The organism is Azospira sp., from assembly GCF_030247495.1.
Lineage (GTDB): Bacteria > Pseudomonadota > Gammaproteobacteria > Burkholderiales > Rhodocyclaceae > Azospira > Azospira oryzae.
The window spans coordinates 286,801-303,233 of sequence record NZ_JAOTRW010000004.1 but is presented as its reverse complement, the minus strand read 5'-3'; the positions used below and the strand labels follow the sequence as shown (position 1 = coordinate 303,233).

Genomic DNA, 16,433 nt, shown 5'->3' with positions numbered 1-16,433 from the left:
GCTCGGCGCCCTGTGCAATGAGAAAAGGCCGCGCTTCCGCAAGGAGGCGCGGCCTTTTTATTCGGCTGCAGGGGGTGGGCCCGGGAGGCAGGCAGGACGGGCCTGTTGGCCATGCCATGGCGGAGATGGCCGTCCTGCCTGCCTCCCGGCAGTGCTGCTTTTTTGTTCTAGGCCAGGGCGTCGGCCCAGATGTTCTTGGCCCAGCCCAGGGCGAACTGGGCCTCTGCGACGCTGCGCACGGCGGAGACGCCGCCGGAGCCGGGCACCGGCAGCACCGTCTTTTTCTCGGCGTCGTACTGGTGGATGGAGGCCACGTGGCAGGCTTCCGTGGAGCTGAGGAAGCTGTAGCAGGTGTTCATCACCACCGGATTGGGATTGGGCGCCTCGCCGGCCAGCAGGTTGAGGATGGCGGCGGCGGCCAGCTTGGCGTGCTGGTTGGCCATGTGGCCGGACTTGGGCATGGTCGGCGCCGGGAAAATGGCGTCGCCCAGGACGTGAATGCCCGGGGTGTTGGTGGATTCCAGGCTCAGCCAGTCCACATCGACCCAGCGGTTGTTCACCAGCTTCAGCCCGGCGGCGCTGGCGATGGCGCCGGCCCGCTGGGGCGGCACCACGTTGAGCACGTCGGCCCGCACCTTGTCGAATTCGAAGAGGGCGGTGGTGTTGGTCACGTCCACGTCGATCAGCTCGTGGTTGGGCCGGTATTCGACGATGTTCGGGTACAGCTCGCTCCAGGCCTTGGTGAACAGGCCCTTCTTGGAGATCACGTCCTCGTTGGCGTCCAGGATCAGCACCTTGGACTTGGGCTTGTGGGCCTTGAAGTAGCTGGCCACCACCGAAGCCCGCTCGTAGGGGCCGGGCGGGCAGCGGTAGGGCGCCTTGGGAATGGTGATGGCGAAGACGCCGCCGTCCTTCATGGATTCCAGCTGCTTGCGCAGGGCCACGGTCTGGGGGCCGGCCTTCCAGGCGTGGAGGATTTTCTCCTGGGATTCCTTGGCGTCCAGGGCCGGCACCAGGGACCACAGGAAATCGACGCCGGGGGAGAGCACCAGGCGGTCGTAGCTGAGGCTGCCGCCCTGGGCCAGGCGCAGGGTGCGCTTGACCGGGTCCACCGCCACGGCTTCGTCCTGGATCACCTTGACGCCCCAGCGGTTCTTCAGGCCGTCGTAGGAGACGGTGATGTCGTCCAGGGTCTTGTCGCCGGAGAGGATGAGGTTGGAAATGGGGCAGGAGATGAAGCTGGGGTTACGCTCCACCAGGGTGACGCGGACGCCGCCCTCGCTCCACTTGCGCAGGTACTTGGCCACCGTGGCGCCGCCGTAGCCGCCGCCCACCACCACCACGTGGCCGGCAGCCTGCTTGCGGGGAACCGGGGTGCTGGCGCAGCCGGTCAGGGAGGCAGTGACGGAAGCGGCGGAGACGATGCCCGCGGCCTTGAGGAAATCCCGGCGTTGCATGGTCATTACTTGCCCTCCCGTTTCTGGGCTGCCAGATAGGTGGTGATCAGGTCCAGCTGCTCCGGGGTATAGCCCTTGGCGATCTGGTGCATGATGGTGGCCGGCCGGCTGCCGTCGCGGAAGCCGTTCAGCTTCTGCAGCAGCACGCCCTTGTCCTGGCCGGCCAGGATGTCCATGGCGCCGGGTTGGGCGTGGCCGTCGGTACCGTGGCAGTTGGCGCAGGTGGCCGCCAGATTGCGGGCCAGGTTGGGGTCGGCGGCGAAGGCCGCGGTGCTGCCCAGGCCGGCGGCCAGGACGGCGAGCAGGGAAAGGCGTGACATCAGGTGGCGCGCAAAGGGCATGGCATCTCCTTGGGTAGACGTAGATAGTCCAGATTTGGCCCGGAGTATAACAACCGCAGCGGCGGAGTTTCCCCCGCCAAAACGGAATATTTCGGTCTTTTCTTATAACCTGGCTGCACCCTCGGCCGCTGCCGTAGGGGCCTCGCCGAGCATGCGCACCTCCCGCTGGGGGAAGGGGATTTCGATGCCTTCGGCCTTGAAGCGCTTCCAGATCTCCAGGTTGATGTCCGAGCGCAGGGCGCCGGAACCCTCCTCCGGGTCTTCGATCCAGAAGCCCACCTCCAGGTTGATGCCGCTGTCGGCAAAGCCAGTCAGGTAGGCCCGGGGCGGCCGCTCCTGCAGTACCCGGGGATGGGCTGCGGCCGCCTCCACCAGCACCGCCATGGCCCGCTCCACATCGCTGTTGTAGCCGACCTGGACGGCGGTCTTGAGGAATACCTGGGTGTCCGTGTAGGACTGGTTCTGCACCACGTTGGCGACGAACTGCTCGTTGGGGATCAGGTATTCGGTGCCGGCCAGGCCCCGCAGCACCGTGTAGCGGGTGGTGATCTGGGTCACCACGCCGCTGGTGGCGGCGTCGATGGCGATGAAGTCGCCCAGGCGGATGGAGCGGTCGAGCAGGATGATGAAGCCGGAGATGTAGTTGCTGGCGATCTTCTGCAGGCCGAAACCGAGGCCGACGCCGAGGGCGCCGCCGAAGACCGAGAGGGTGGTGATGTCGATGCCCACCAGGGACAGGCTGATGAGCACCGCCACCAGGGTCAGCAGGGCCTTGATGATGCGGGCCAGCACCGCCCGCACGTTGGAATCCAGCTTCTGCGCCCCCATCAGCCGGGCCTCCGCCAGGCCGGCCAGCCACAGGGCGCCCAGCACGGTGACGAAAATGGTGACCAGGCCGTGCAGGATCATCCACAGGTCGAGGCGCTGCTTGCCCACGGCGAACTGCACCTGCTCCATGGCGTCGATCACCGGCAGGTCCAGGCCGGTGATGTGCAGGGCCGCGGCCAGCCACACCAGGGTGGCGATGACCCGCTCGGAAGCTGCCAGCCAGCCCGAGGGGGCGAAGGCCTGGCGCAGGATGTAGACCATCAGCCGGATGCCGGCCAGGGACAGCATCAGGGGCACGGCCAGGGACAGCAGATTGACGTGCATGTGGGGCTTGAGCAGGGCCCGGGCCAGTACTACCAGGCCCGCCGCCAGCAGGGGGAAGAGCAGGCGCTTGACCCCGCTGCGGCCCGCGTGCCAGCGCTCCGGCGTCGTCTGGATGCGGTTGCGCACCTGACGCGAGGCGAAGAAGGCGATGCCGATGCAGCCGAGGAGCACGGCCATCTGCCAGAAAATGCGGGGATTCTGCAGGTCGTCCCACAGGTCGGTGAATAGCTGGGGCAGGGTTTCCATGGCGCAGGCTTACTTGGCTTGACGTTCGAAGACGGCGGCGAAGAAGGCGTCGCTGTCGTGGCGGTGGGGCAGCAGGGCCAGACGGCCGGCGGGCATGGCCTCCAGCCCCGGCAGCTCGATGCCCTGGGCAGCCAGGATGTCGGCCACCGGCACGGCGACGAAGTCCGGGTGGGCGGCGAGGAAGGCGTCGGCGACGGCGCCGTTTTCTTCCTGCAGCAGACTGCAGGTGGCGTACACCAGGCGGCCGCCGGCCTTCACCAGGCGGGCGGCGGAATTGAGGATGGCGGTCTGCTTGGCGTTCAGCTCGGCGACGGACTTTTCGTCCTGGCGCCACTTCAGGTCCGGATTGCGGCGCAGGGTGCCCAGACCCGAGCAGGGTGCATCCACCAGGACCCGGTCCAGCTTGCCGGCCAGGCGCTTGATGCGGGCGTCGTTCTCGCTCTCGATGCGCACCGGGTGCACGTTGGACAGGCCGGAACGGGCCAGGCGCGGCTTCAGGTTGTTGAGGCGCTTCTCCGACACGTCGAAGGCATAGAGGCGACCGGTGGATCGCATCAGGGCGCCCAGCAGCAGGGTCTTGCCGCCGGCGCCGGCGCAGAAGTCGGCCACCATCTCGCCCCGCTTGGGCGCCAGCAGCAGGCCCAGCAGCTGGCTGCCCTCGTCCTGCACTTCCACCGCACCGTCCATGAACAGCGGGTTGCGGGAGAGGGCGGGCTTGCCGGCCAGGCGCAGGCCCAGGGGCGAATAGGGGGTGGGAGTGGCGGCGATGCCGTCCTTGGCCAGCTGGGCGGCGACGGCGTTGCGTTCGCCCTTCAGGCTATTGACCCGCAGGTCCAGGGGGGCCGGCCGGTTGAGGGCGGCCACCAGGGCCTGGGTCTCCTCGGCGCCGTACTGGGCCAGCAGGCGCTGGTAGAGCCAGTCCGGCAGGTCCAGGGCGATGGCCGGGGCGCTCAGGCCGAGGGGGCCGCTGGGGTCGAAATGGTCTTCGCCGCGGCCGATGGCGGCCCAGCGCTGTTGCAAGTGTTCCACCAGCTCGGCTTCGCCGTGGCGCAGCAGGGCTTCCAGGGCCTTGGCTTCCAGGCCCTGGTGGCAGGCCAGGTGGGCCAGCAGCAGGCGGCGGGCGTTCACCTGGGGCAGCACCAGGGCTTCCAGGCTGCGCTTGTGGCGCAGGATGGCGAACACGGCCTCGGCCACGAAGCCCCGGTCCCGGTGGCCCAGCTGCTTGTGCTCGCGGAAGTAGCGGGAGAGGGCCGCGTCCGCCGGGTGGTTCAGGCGCAGCACCTCGGTGAGGGCGGCGATGGCGTGCTGGAACAGGGCGGGAGCGGGTGCGTGGGTCATGGCGGTCTTCAAAAAAACGTTGGCCCCGGAGGGCGCGGAAAATCGGTGGGGCCGGAACCCCGGCGGGCGGCGTCTATTCGCTGCCGACCTGGAGTTCGGTGGCGATCTGGTCGAAACGTTCGCCCTTCTTGTCGATGTGGCGGATCTTCACCGGCAGCAGCAGGCGGTCCGTGGCCAGCCACACTTCGGTGGTGGTGTCGCCGCTGGCCCGCAGGTGCACGGTCGGCACGCTGCCGAAGGCCAGTTCCAGGACTTCCTCGCCGACCCGGGTGAAGCGGATCGTGTCCAGCTTGCGCCCGGTGCTCACCGGCAGATCCACCGTGGCGCCCACCTGGGGCAGGTAGCCGAAGGCGTAGTAGAAGCTGATGAAATCCTGGGCGCCGGGGGGCAGGGGCTGGCGTCGCTGCTCCCTGCCCTGGACGACGCTGCCGGCGTTCCAGTCGAAGTCGGCCCGGTCGCCGGTCTCGCTGCCGTTCTTGCGGGCGACGAAGGTTTCCGGCTGCAGTCCGGCCGGGCCTATTTTACCCCGGCTCTCGTAGGCCACCTGGACCGACTTGAAGAGGGCCGCCAGGCCGGTGGTTTCGGTGACGCCGGTGAGCCGGTAGCGGCCGTCGGCGATGCGCCATTCGTGGATGGTCTGGCCCACTTCGAAATTCTGCTCGCCCTTGATGACGACGAAGCGGATGCGGCCCCGGGGCGGCAGCCGGGGCTCCACTGCCGCCGGCGGGGCAGGCTCGGGGGCGGCCACCGGCGCGGCTTCCGGCACCGGGGCGGCGGCCGCCGGCTCCGGCTGGGCCTGGGGGGCGGGCACTGCTGCCGGCCCAGGCGGGACGGCCCTGCTGGGCCTGGGGGCCTTGGGCACGGCTTTCGGCGCGGGTGCCGGGGCAGGGGGTGTTTCGGGCCGCCGCTGGGGCGTCAGGGTGGCTTCCAGGGGCGGCGAGGGTGGTTCTTCGCCCAGCCCGGGCAGCTCGACTTCCGGCAGCACCAGGGCGCCGAGATGGAGGAAGAGGGAGGTCGCCAGGGCCAGCGCCAGGGCGACGGGGATGGAGCGCTTCAGGGATCAGCTCCGGGCCGGGGGGGAAATGAGGGCGCTGGCGGCGGCCATGGGGTTGTCGGCCAGCAGCACCCGGCCCTGTTCCAGGCGCAGGCGGCCCTGGCAGAACCAGGCCACGGCGGCGGGATAGACCTGGTGTTCCTGCACCAGGACCCGGGCCGCCAGACTGTGCTCGTCGTCCCCTTCCAGCACCGGCACCACGGCCTGGGCGATGGCGGGGCCGTGGTCCAGGGCCGGGGTGACGAAATGCACGGTGCAGCCGTGCACCCGGCAGCCTTCCTCCAGGGCCCGCTGATGGGTGTGCAGGCCGGGGAAGGCGGGCAGCAGGGAGGGATGGATGTTGATCAGGCGGCCTTCGTAATGGCGCACGAAGCCTTCGGAGAGGATGCGCATGAAGCCGGCCAGGATCACCAGGTCCGGGGCGTGGGCGTCGATGGCCTCGGCCAGGGCGGCGTCGAAGGCTTCCCGGCTGGGGTAGGCCTTGTGGTCCAGGGCGGCGGTGGCGATGCCGGCCGCCTTGGCGGTTTCCAGGCCCTTGGCGTCGGGCCGGTTGGCGATCACGGCCACCACCTGGCCCGGATAGGCAGGATCGGCGGCGGCCCGGAGGATGGCCTCCATATTGCTGCCGCGGCCGGAGATGAGGATGACGAGTCTTTTTTTCATGTCTGCTGGGGCCCGGCAGGGGCTGCCGGGACGGTCCTACTTGATCGGTGTGAGGGCGGCCACCGGCAGGAAGACTGCGGTGGCCAGGTTCTGCATGACCCGGTTGACGGTGCGGCCGTTCTTGTCGGCCACCACCACCGAGAGGAAATCCAGGAGGCCGACCAGGCGGCCGATTTCCCGCTCGAAGGAGAGGTTGCGCACGGCGGCGTCCGGCTCGTTGGAGAGGATGTACAGCTCGCCTTCCACATTGCGGTTGTTGTTCAGGCGCCAGGCGACGATTTCCAGGTTGCGGGCGCAATTGTAGAGCTTTTGCGCGTCGAGGCCGTCAAGAACGTAAAAATCGGTCTTGTGCTCGTAGGCCGCCTGGACCATGCCGTTGACCCCGGCCATGAGGGCCAGCACCCGGTCGCCGTGGTAATCCTCGCGGAAGGCGAGCAGCATGGCCTGGGCCTCCCGGCGCCCTTCCAGCTCGGGCCACTGGTTGTTGTCGAAGATGCGGGCCACGGCCGCTTCCAGGGAGGGCTGGCCGACCTTCTTCCATTCCCGGGGATTGCGCCGGTACAGCTTTTCGGTGAGGCGTTTGAGGCCGGCGCTGACTTCCCGCTGGCTGGCGTCGATGACCCGGTCGATGTCGGTCTTGGCGATGGCCCGGGGGTCGAAGCGGGATTCGCTGCGCCCGTCGTGGCTGGTGCGGGTGGTGCAGCCCGGCAGGGCCAGGGCCAGCAGCAGGGCCGCCGCTGCGGCCAGGGCGGGGCCGGCCCGCGCTCCGTCTTGTTCCTGCTTCCCCATGACTCCCCCTTGGTTTTTTGTCTGTGGTTGTGCCGTTCAGCCGGTGCTGGCCTTGCGCGCCTTGCAGTAGCCGATGACGGCCGGCAGCAGGGACACGGCGATGATGAGCACGATCACCAGCGACAGGTTGTTCTTGATCAGGGGCAGGTTGCCGAACCAGTAGCCGGCCAGGCTGAGGGACACCACCCAGGAGACGCCGCCGACCACGTTGAAGAAGGTGAAGCGGCCGTAGCCCATCTCGCCCATGCCGGCGACGAAGGGGGCGAAGGTGCGCAGCAGGGGCAGGAAGCGGGAGATGACCAGGGTCTTGCCGCCGTGTACCTCGAAGAAGGCGTGGGTCTTTTCCAGGGCTGCCCGGTTCAGCAGGCGGGAATTCCAGGCCAGGATGCGGTGGCCGAACCAGCGGCCGATGACGTAGTTGAGGCTGTTGCCGAGCACGGCGGCAAGGGACAGGCTGAGCATCAGGGGCAGCAGGGCCATGTCGCCGATGGCGGCCAGGGCGCCGGCGACGAAGAGCAGGGAGTCGCCGGGAAGGAAGGGCACGACGACGAAGCCGGTTTCGGCGAAAACGATGAAAAAGAGGATGGCGTAGATCCAGGGGCCGTATTGCTGGACCAGGACGGCCAGGTGCTTGTCCAGGTGCAGGACCAGGTCGATGAACTGCAGGAAGAGGCCGGTGATTGCGTCGAAAAATTCCATGGGGCGGCAGGGAGTATGGGGGCGGATGGGGCGGCTCCGGGCGGGGCCGCCAGGCCCGGATTCTAGCCTACTTGTGCACGCAGCCCGGCGGCGGCTCGTTGAGCACGGCCCAGAACAGGCCCAGGGATTTCACCGCGTCGATGAAGTCGCGGAAATTCACCGGCTTCACCACGTAGGCGTTGCAGCCCAGGTCGTAGGCCTCGTCCAGGTCCCGCTCCTCCCGGGAGGAGGTCAGCATGACCACCGGCACGTGGCGCAGCTCCTCGTCCTGCTTGATCTCCCGCAGCACTTCCAGGCCGCTCACCAGGGGCATCTTCAGGTCCAGCAGGATCAGGGCCGGGTTGCCCGCCGGCCGGTCGGCGAAGGGGCCGCGGCGGTAGAGGTAGTCCAGGGCCTGCTCGCCGTCGTTCACCACCTCCACCTCGTTGGCCAGGTGGCTGGCACCCAGGCCTTCCAGGGCCAGTTCCACGTCCCGGGGATCGTCTTCCGCCAGGAGGATGCGCTTCAGTTCCATGGAATCTCCTTATTGTCTTTATGCATCATTCGTCCCGGGGCAGGCTGAAGTAGAAGGTGGCGCCCCGGTCGGGCTCGGCCTCGGCCCAGGTGCGGCCGCCGTGGCGCTCCACCACCCGGCGCACGTTGGCCAGGCCGATGCCGGTACCCTCGAAATCGGCGGCGCCGTGCAGGCGCTGGAAAACGCCGAACAGCTTGCCCACGTATTTCATGTTGAAGCCGACGCCGTTGTCGGCGATGCGGATTACCCACTCGGGCCGCCCCTCGTGCTCCCCGCTCTCGGCGGCGATGTGGATCTGGGCCCGCTCCCGCTTGCGCGAGTACTTGAGGGCGTTGCCCACCAGATTGGCCAGCACCTGGCGGATCAGGGTGCGGTCCGCCAGCACCTGGGGCAGGCTGCCGATGGCCCAATCCACCGCCGGGGCACGGGGTTCCTGGGCCAGGTCGTCGATCACTTCCTGGAGCAGCTTGTTGAGGTCCACCGGGGTCTTGTGCACTTCGGCCCGGCCGATGCGGGAGAAGGCCAGCAGGCCGTCGATGAGGTCGCCCATGCGGTTGGCGGCCTCGGTGATGATGTTGAGATAGCGCCGGCTGGCTTCCGACAGCCGGTTGTCCGCATCGGCCTCGAGCAGGCTGACGAAGCCGGAGACGTGGCGCAGGGGCGCCCGCAGGTCGTGGGAGACGGAGTAGGAGAAGGCTTCCAGCTCCTTGTTGGCCACCGCCAGCTGGTCGGTGCGTTCGGCCACCCGCCGTTCCAGTTCCTGGTTGAGGCTGCGCATGGCCCGTTCCTGGGCCATGCGCTCCATTTCCATGCCGGCCCGCAGGGCGAACAGGCTGATGATGGGCAGGTAGCCGCTGGCCTCGGGCAGGGGCTTGTCGTCGATCACCACCAGCAGGCCCAGGATCTTGCCGCCGTTGCCGGTGATGGGGGCGCCCATGTAGCTTTCCGCCTTCATTTCCTTCAGGGCCCGGTTGTCCGGGAACAACTCGGTGATGCCCCGGGGGAAGAGGGTCGGGCCGGAGCCGAGCATGACCTGGCAGGGCGTGCCGTCCAGGGCGTAGGCGAAATTGGTGGAGGGGGCGCCGTGGGTCCAGCTGGAGAGGGTGCGGATGTGGCAGCCGTCCGGGTCCACTTCGCCGACGAAGGCGTAGGCCACGTCGAAGAGGGTGGCCACGTGCTGCACCAGGGAATCGAGGAAGGCCTCGCCATAGACCGTGGCGGTGTTTTCCACCAGGGCCCGCAGGGCTTCCTGGGTGCGGCGCATCTCGGTCACGTCCCGGCCTTCGGGAATGAGGTAGATGACGCGGCCGTGCTCGTCCCGCACCGGGGTGATGCTGACGTCGATCCAGTGCAGGATGCCCTGGGCGGTGCGGTGGCTGGCGGCGAAGCGCACCGTCTCGCCCTGGCGCGCCCGGGCCACGGCCTGGCGCAGGGTTTCCCGGCTGTCGCTGTCCCGGTCCCACCAGGGGGTGTCCCAGAAGGGGCGGCCCACCACCTCTTCCTTGGCGGCGCCGGCGAATTCCAGGGAGGTGCGGTTGGCCTCCAGCAGGGTGCCCTGGGGGTCCATCAGGCCGACGAAGGAGAAGGTGCTGTCGAGCAGGCCCCGGATGCGCTGTTCGCTGTCGATGAGGGCCTGCTGGGTGCGCATGCGGGCGGTGATGTCCTGGCCGGTGCCGCGGTAGCCGCGGAACTGGCCCCGCTCGTCGAAGACCGGGCGGCCGTTGCTGACGTACCAGTGGATTTCGCCGTCGCCGGCGACGATCTGGTAGGTGAAGTCCCGGAACGGCAGGTGGGCTTCCTGCTGGGCCCGGTGGGCGGTCATCTGCTCCGGGGTGACGCCGAGCAGGGGCAGTTCCCAGCGGGTCTTGCCCAGGTACTGCTCCAGGGGCAGGCGGCCCTTCTGGAAGGCGCCGCCGGACATCATGGTGAAGCGGCAGTTCTCGTCCTGCTCCCAGTACCAGTCGTAGGACAGCTCGGCCAGGTCGCGGAAGCGGGCCTCGCTCTCCCGCAGGTCCCGGTCCACCTCCAGCAGTTCGGCCATCTGGGCGTCCAGCTGGGCGGTGCGGGTCGCCACTTCCTGGCGCAGGGTCCGGTTCCAGAAGAGGATCACCCCCAGGGCCGCGGCGACGAGGGTCAGCAGGCCGCCCGCCACCCACCAGAAATTGGGGTTGTTCCAGGGGCCGGCGTTGCCCACCCGCAGCCAGCGCTGCAGCACCTGTTCCTTTTCCTGGGCCGGAATGGCGGCGGCGGTCTGGTCCATGAGGGCGGTCAGCTCGGGCCAGTCGCCGCGCACGCCGAAGGTGAAGGCGTAGTTGATGCCGGTGTTGCCGCCCACGGCCAGATTGACCAAGCCTTCCTTCTGCACGTAGTAGGTGACCCGGCCCAGGTCGGTGACCGCCGCATCCACCTCGCTGAAGGCCAGCTTGGTCAGGGCCGACAGCTCGTCCCGGCTGGGGGCCAGGTGCAGCCCGGGATACTCCCGCCGCAGGCGGTCCTCCAGGGCGCTGCCGGCCAGCACCGCCACCTTGCGTCCTTCCAGCTGGTCCAGGGTGAGGGGGCCGGTGCCCAGGGTCTCCTGGCGCACGATGATCTTGGTTTCCAGCTCGGCGTAGGGCTTGGGGAAGCTCAGGTAGGTTTCCCGTCCCGGGGTGTGCACGGCGGCGAAGAGCAGGTCCACCTCCCGGTTGCGGATGCCGTCGTGCATGTCTTCCAGGCTGCCGTAATAGACTATCTGGAAGCGCACGCCGAGGCGCTGCTCGTAGAGCTTCAGCATGTCCACCGAGAGGCCCGAGTAGCTGCCGCTGCGGAAGTCCCGCATCAGTAGGTTGGGCATTTCCGTGGCGCCGACCCGGATTTCCGGGTGCTGGGCCAGCCACTGGCGCTGCTCGGGGGAATAGTTCTGGGCCCGGGCCAGGGGGCTCGACAGCAGGCCCAGGATCAGCAGCAGGAAGGAGAAGCGGAAGGGAAAAAGGGAAAGGAGGCGCCGCAGCCGGCCGGGGAGTGCAAGAAGCGAAGGCAGCGCCATGACCGCTTCAGCGCCACTGGGCCAGGGCCGGCGCCAGGTCTTCGGGCAGGGCCGGGCGGGCGAAGTGGTAGCCCTGGCCCTCGCTGCAGCCGCACTCTTGCAGGCGGCTGCGCTGGTCGGCGGTTTCCACGCCCTCGGCGATGACCTCCAGGCCCAGGCTGGTGCCCATGGCGACGATGGCCCGGGCAATGGAGAGATCGCTGCCGGCGGCCGGGCCGCGGACGAAGGACTGGTCGATCTTCAGCCGGTTCACCGGGAACTGCTGCAGATAGGAAAGGGAGGAGTAGCCGGTGCCGAAGTCGTCGATGGCCAGGGAGACGCCGATGTCCCGCAGCTGCTGCAGGGTGTCCAGGACTTCCTCCTCCTGGTTCATGGCGATGTTTTCGGTGATCTCCAGTTCGATGTTGCGCGGATCGGCGCCGGAGCGCTGGATCACCATGGCCACCGATTCGGCCAGGCGGGGCTGCTGGAACTGCAGGGCGGAGAGGTTCACCGCCACCCGCAGGTCGTGGTGGCCGGCCTGGGCCCATTTGACGCTCTGGCGGCAGGCTTCCCCCAGCACCCATTCGCCGACGGGGACGATGAGGCCCGTTTCCTCCAGTAGGGGAATGAATTCCAGGGGCGAGACCAGGCCCCGTTCCGGGCTCTGCCAGCGCAGCAGGGCCTCGACCCCGGTGATGCGGCCCGTGGCCAGGTCCACCTGGGGCTGGTAGTGCAGCACGAATTCGTGGTTGACCAGGGCGTGGTAGAGGGCCGCTTCCAGCACCAGGCGGCCCTTTTCCGGCTGGGCCATGCGCTCGTGGAAGAGGCGGGCCTGGCCGGGGCCGGCCCGCTTGGCCGTTTCCAGGGCCGCTTCGGCGTGCTGCATGAGGTCCAGGCCTTCGTTCTCCTTGTCGGCGGAGCGGGGGTGGAGGGCGGCGCCGATGCTGCAGGTCAGGTACAGGTCCTGGCCCTGGATGGAAAAGCCGGCAGCGAAGGCTTCCCGCAGGCGCTCGAACCAGGCCTCGGCCCCGGCCGGGTCGGCGATGCCGGAGAGCACCAGGGCGAAGCGGTCGGAGGAGGCCCGGGCGACGAAATCGTCCTCGCCGATGAGGGCCGAGAGGCGCCGGGCTACCGCCCGCAGCACCCGGTTGGCCAGGACCATGCCCATGCCGTGCATGATCTTGCGGAAGCGGTTGATGTCCACCAGCAGCAGGAGGAAGGGGGCCTGTTCGGGGGCGCTGCGGTGTTCCAGGTGTTCCAGCAGGAAATCCACGTTGGCGATGCCGGTCAGGGGGTCGAAGCGCAGCAGGTGTTCCAGGCTGGCCTGGGCCTGGCGCAGGGCGGCCCGGTTGCCGGCCTCCCGGATCTCCCGCTCCACCACCGGAGCCAGGCGGCTCAGGTTGTCCTTGCTGACGAAGTCCCGGGCGCCGAGGCGCATGGCCTCGATGGCGATGTCGTCGGGGATCATGCCGGAGACGATGACGAAGGGCAGGTCGCCCCCCCGGGACTGCAGCAGGGCCAGGGCCGAGACCGAGTCGAACTCGGGCATGTTGTGGTCGCAGATGACCACGTCCCAGCCGCCCTGGGCCAGTTGCTCCTCCATGGCGGCGCCGGTCTCCACCCGTGTCCACTCGATGCGGTGGCCGCTCTGGCGCAGGGCACGGGCGGCCAGCTCCACATCCAGTTCGGAGTCGTCGACGAAGAGGACGCGCAGGGGCAGTGCAGACTCAGGCGATACGGGCATGGGGTATGGCGCCGTTGTATGACAGGTGTGGGACGATTATAGCGACTTCCGCTACCGGCGGTAGCCCCGCATGGCGGCCGCAACGCCGCGCCCGGAGCCGACTTCGGCAGGGGCTATAATGCCCCCTCGCCGTTTGTCCCCGACCCCGTTGCCGCCATGCCCATCCGCCTCCTGCCCGACCTTCTCATCAGCCAGATCGCCGCCGGCGAGGTGGTGGAACGGCCCGCCTCGGTCCTCAAGGAAGTGCTGGAAAACGCCCTGGACGCGGGCAGCCAGGCCATCCAGATCCAGCTGGAAGAGGGCGGGGTGAAACTGATCCGGGTCAGCGACGACGGCTGCGGCATTCCCAAGGAAGAACTGCCCCTGGCCCTGACCCGCCACGCCACCAGCAAGATCGCCAGCCTGGAAGACCTGGAACGGGTGGCCACCCTGGGCTTCCGCGGCGAGGCCCTGGCCTCGGTGGCGGCGGTGGCCCGCCTCACCCTCACCAGCCGCGCCGCCGGCGCCGGCCATGCCTGGAAGCTGGCGGCCCACGGCAGCGGCGAGGCGGAACCGGCCGCCCTGGCCGCCGGCACCGTGGTGGAAATGCGGGACCTCTATTACAACACCCCGGCCCGCCGCAAATTCCTCAAGTCCGAAGGCACCGAATTCGCCCACTGCGCCGATGCGGTGAAGCGGGTGGCCCTGGCTCATCCGGGCGTGGCCTTTTCCCTCTCCCACAACGGCCGGGTCAGCCTGTCGCTGCCGAAAGCCGATCTGGCCGGCCGGGTCGGTGCCATCCTGGGCCAGGATTTCCTCGCTGAATGCCGCCGCGTCGAGGCCGGCATCCAGGGGCTGTCGATTGTCGGCTACGCCGCCCAGCCCGCCTGGTCCCGGCCCGGGCGGGACGCCCAGTACGTCTTCGTGAACGGCCGCTTCGTCCGCGACAAGCTGCTGGCCCACGCCCTGCGCGAGGCCTACCAGGACATGCTGCACGGCAGCCGCCACCCGGGCTACGCCCTGTTCATCGAAATCGACCCGGCGGCGGTGGATGTGAATGTGCACCCGGCCAAGACCGAAGTGCGCTTCCGCGACGGCCGGGCGGTGCACCAGTTCGTCTATCACGCGGTGCATAAGGCCCTGTCCCAGGTCATCAGCGATCCGAGCCGGGAAGTGCAGACAGCCTCCCCTGGCCTGACTGCCCTGGGCGGCAATGCCGGCGCGACTTCCGGCCCTGTCCATGCCGACAGCGGCTATGGGCAACGCCCCCCGGCCGTGCCGGCCTGGAATCCGCCCCGCCAGGGCAGCCTGGGCGTGGCCGAGCCGTCTGCCTCGTCCTACCTGGCTTTCGCGGCAGCGGCCCGGCAGGGGTCGGGCCCTGCCAGCGCCTTCCCCGGTGGCGGCAGCTTCGCCCCGGCAGCGGCCGCCGATGCCCCCGGCCAGGAGGCGCCGCCCCTGGGCTACGCCCTGGCCCAGCTGCACGGCATCTATGTGCTGGCCCAGAATGCCCGGGGCCTGATTCTGGTGGACATGCACGCCGCCCACGAGCGCATCCTCTACGAAAAGCTGAAGACCGCCTACGACAGCAAGGCGGTGCCGACCCAGGCCCTGCTCATTCCGGCGGTGTTCTCCGCCAGCGCCCACGAGGTGGCGGCGGTGGAGGAACACGGCGCCACCATGGCCGAACTGGGCTTCGAACTGGCTTCCCTGGGCCCCAACGAACTGGCCCTGCGCTCCGTGCCCCAGCTGCTGGCCGGCGGCGATCCGGTGAACCTGGCCCGCAGCCTGCTGGCCGAGCTGATGGAACACGGGGCTTCCCAGGTCTCCACCGCCCGGCGCAACGAACTCCTGGCCACCCTGGCCTGCCACGGCGCCGTGCGCGCCCGGCGCCTGCTCACCGTGCCGGAAATGAACGCCCTCTTGCGCCAGATGGAAGAGACCGAACGGGCCGACCAGTGCAACCACGGCCGCCCCACCTGGACCGAGCTGTCCCTGGCGGACCTGGACAAGCTCTTCCTGCGGGGGCAGTGATGGCTCCCTCGGCTTACGGCTTCAGGTCCCGTCCCGGGCACCGGGCAGGAATCGTCGGGATGGCGGCATGAGCGCCCATCCCCCCGCCATCCTGCTCATGGGGCCCACCGCCAGCGGCAAGACCGCGGCGGCCCTGCACCTGTTCGACCGCTTCCCGGTGGAACTCATCAGCGTCGATTCGGCCCTGGTCTTCCGCGACATGGACATCGGCACCGCCAAGCCGGACCGGGCCACCCTGGCCCGCTACCCGCACCGGCTGGTGGATGTGATCTCGCCGGAGGAGGCCTACTCCGCCGCCCGCTTCCGCGACGAAGCCCTGGCCGCCATGGCCGAGGCCACCGCCCGGGGCAAGGTGCCCCTGCTGGTGGGCGGCACCATGCTCTACTACAAGGCCCTGCGGGAGGGGCTCTCCGACCTGCCGCAAGCCGACCCGGCCCTGCGCGCCGAACTGGAAGCGCAGGCGGCGGCCTACGGCTGGCCGGCCCTGCACGCCGAACTGGCCAAGCTGGACCCGGTCACCGCCGCCCGCCTGCACCCCACCGATTCCCAGCGGGTCTCCCGCGCCCTGGAAATCTGCCAGCTGACGGGCCGGCCCATGTCCGACCTGCTGGCCGAGCAGCAGCGGCAACCCCTGCCCTGGAACCTGCTGCCCCTGGCCCTGGCCCCCTCCGACCGGGCGGTGCTGCACCAGCGCATCGCCGAGCGTTTCGCCCAGATGCTGGCCCAGGGTTTCATGGACGAGATGCAGGCCCTGCGCGCCAAGTACCGCCTCAACGCCGGCCTGCCTTCCATGCGCTGCGTCGGCTACCGCCAGGCCTGGGAGGTGCTGGAGGGCGAGGCCCCCGCTGCCGAGCTGCTGGACCGGGGCATCTTCGCCACCCGCCAGCTGGCCAAGCGCCAGATCACCTGGCTGCGCTCCGACCCCACGGCGGAAGTGTTCGACTGCCTGGCGCCGGACCTGATTGCCCGGGTGGAAGCCCGGGTGGCCCGCTTTCTGGAACAGCAGAAGGTCTGACATGGCCGCCAGCCGGGAGTACGTGGATTACCTCCTGGAAAGCCTGGCGCCCCTGGGGCCGGTGGTGGGCAAGCGCATGTTCAGCGGCGTCGGCCTCTTTCTCGACGGCCTCATGTTCGCCATCGTCATCGACGACCAGCTGTGGCTGAAGGCGGACGACCTCAACCGGGGCGAATTCACCGCCCTCGACCTGCCGCCCTTCACCTATCCGCGTCAGGGCAAGCTCACGGCCTTGAGCTACTACCGGGCCCCGGACGAGGCCCTGGATGCGCCCCATGCCCTTCTGCCCTGGGCCCGCAGCGCCTTTGCCGCAGCCCTGCGGGGGCGTGACCTTGCAGGCCGCAGGCGCCCGCCGCGTCGCAAGCCGCCGGCCTAGTCCGGCAGCGCCATGAAAAAGCCGCCGG

General features: G+C 69.3%; 14 protein-coding genes. 3 read left to right on the top strand and 11 right to left on the bottom strand.

Translation table 11 applies throughout. From position 1 onward, the window contains the following. Positions 1 to 167: 167 nt before the first annotated feature. The 11 genes from OEL49_RS07315 to OEL49_RS07265 form a co-directional block, all read right to left on the bottom strand. On the bottom strand, positions 168 to 1,463 hold the full coding sequence (locus OEL49_RS07315) for an FCSD flavin-binding domain-containing protein (protein WP_205231421.1): 1,296 nt from the start codon (positions 1,461 to 1,463) through the stop codon (positions 168 to 170). Then, positions 1,463 to 1,798: a c-type cytochrome gene (locus tag OEL49_RS07310; RefSeq protein WP_287874334.1), complete on the bottom strand. Its 336-nt coding sequence runs from the start codon at positions 1,796 to 1,798 to the stop codon at positions 1,463 to 1,465. Before OEL49_RS07310 ends, OEL49_RS07315 begins: the two co-directional genes overlap by 1 nt. A gap of 102 nt (positions 1,799 to 1,900) precedes the next feature. Next, positions 1,901 to 3,196 (bottom strand): mechanosensitive ion channel family protein, encoded by a 1,296-nt coding sequence (locus tag OEL49_RS07305; protein WP_130460087.1) that lies wholly within the window; start codon positions 3,194 to 3,196, stop codon positions 1,901 to 1,903. A 9-nt stretch (positions 3,197 to 3,205) separates the two neighbouring features. Then, positions 3,206 to 4,534: an RsmB/NOP family class I SAM-dependent RNA methyltransferase gene (locus tag OEL49_RS07300; RefSeq protein ID WP_287874333.1), complete on the bottom strand. Its 1,329-nt coding sequence runs from the start codon at positions 4,532 to 4,534 to the stop codon at positions 3,206 to 3,208. Between the two features lie 73 nt (positions 4,535 to 4,607). Then, positions 4,608 to 5,345 (bottom strand): DUF3108 domain-containing protein, encoded by a 738-nt coding sequence (locus OEL49_RS07295; protein WP_287874332.1) that lies wholly within the window; start codon positions 5,343 to 5,345, stop codon positions 4,608 to 4,610. A gap of 249 nt (positions 5,346 to 5,594) precedes the next feature. Next, a complete protein-coding gene (purN, locus tag OEL49_RS07290) occupies positions 5,595 to 6,251 on the bottom strand; it encodes a phosphoribosylglycinamide formyltransferase (RefSeq protein WP_014236633.1) in 657 nt (218 codons plus the stop codon). 36 nt (positions 6,252 to 6,287) lie between these two features. Then, positions 6,288 to 7,040: a hypothetical protein gene (locus tag OEL49_RS07285; RefSeq protein ID WP_014236634.1), complete on the bottom strand. Its 753-nt coding sequence runs from the start codon at positions 7,038 to 7,040 to the stop codon at positions 6,288 to 6,290. A 36-nt stretch (positions 7,041 to 7,076) separates the two neighbouring features. After that, positions 7,077 to 7,739: a DedA family protein gene (locus OEL49_RS07280; RefSeq protein ID WP_205230850.1), complete on the bottom strand. Its 663-nt coding sequence runs from the start codon at positions 7,737 to 7,739 to the stop codon at positions 7,077 to 7,079. 67 nt (positions 7,740 to 7,806) lie between these two features. Further along, positions 7,807 to 8,253: a response regulator gene (locus tag OEL49_RS07275; protein ID WP_014236636.1), complete on the bottom strand. Its 447-nt coding sequence runs from the start codon at positions 8,251 to 8,253 to the stop codon at positions 7,807 to 7,809. Between the two features lie 25 nt (positions 8,254 to 8,278). Continuing rightward, positions 8,279 to 11,278 carry a PAS domain S-box protein gene (locus tag OEL49_RS07270; RefSeq protein ID WP_287874331.1) on the bottom strand — a complete coding sequence of 1,000 codons (3,000 nt, stop codon included), beginning with the start codon at positions 11,276 to 11,278 and terminating at the stop codon, positions 8,279 to 8,281. 7 nt (positions 11,279 to 11,285) lie between these two features. After that, on the bottom strand, positions 11,286 to 13,004 hold the full coding sequence (locus OEL49_RS07265; protein WP_287874330.1) for a putative bifunctional diguanylate cyclase/phosphodiesterase: 1,719 nt from the start codon (positions 13,002 to 13,004) through the stop codon (positions 11,286 to 11,288). Positions 13,005 to 13,160: 156 nt separating this feature from the next. Here OEL49_RS07265 and mutL point away from each other — a divergent pair, with 156 nt between their 5' ends. The 3 genes from mutL to OEL49_RS07250 all read left to right on the top strand — a co-directional run bounded on the left by mutL (position 13,161) and on the right by OEL49_RS07250 (position 16,405). Further along, on the top strand, positions 13,161 to 15,014 hold the full coding sequence (gene mutL / locus OEL49_RS07260) for a DNA mismatch repair endonuclease MutL (RefSeq protein WP_287874329.1): 1,854 nt from the start codon (positions 13,161 to 13,163) through the stop codon (positions 15,012 to 15,014). Between the two features lie 67 nt (positions 15,015 to 15,081). Continuing rightward, on the top strand, positions 15,082 to 16,029 hold the full coding sequence (gene miaA / locus OEL49_RS07255; RefSeq protein WP_287874328.1) for a tRNA (adenosine(37)-N6)-dimethylallyltransferase MiaA: 948 nt from the start codon (positions 15,082 to 15,084) through the stop codon (positions 16,027 to 16,029). Position 16,030: 1 nt separating this feature from the next. After that, positions 16,031 to 16,405, top strand: a complete 375-nt coding sequence (locus tag OEL49_RS07250; protein ID WP_014236641.1) for a TfoX/Sxy family protein — start codon at positions 16,031 to 16,033, stop codon at positions 16,403 to 16,405. Positions 16,406 to 16,433 lie beyond the last annotated feature (28 nt).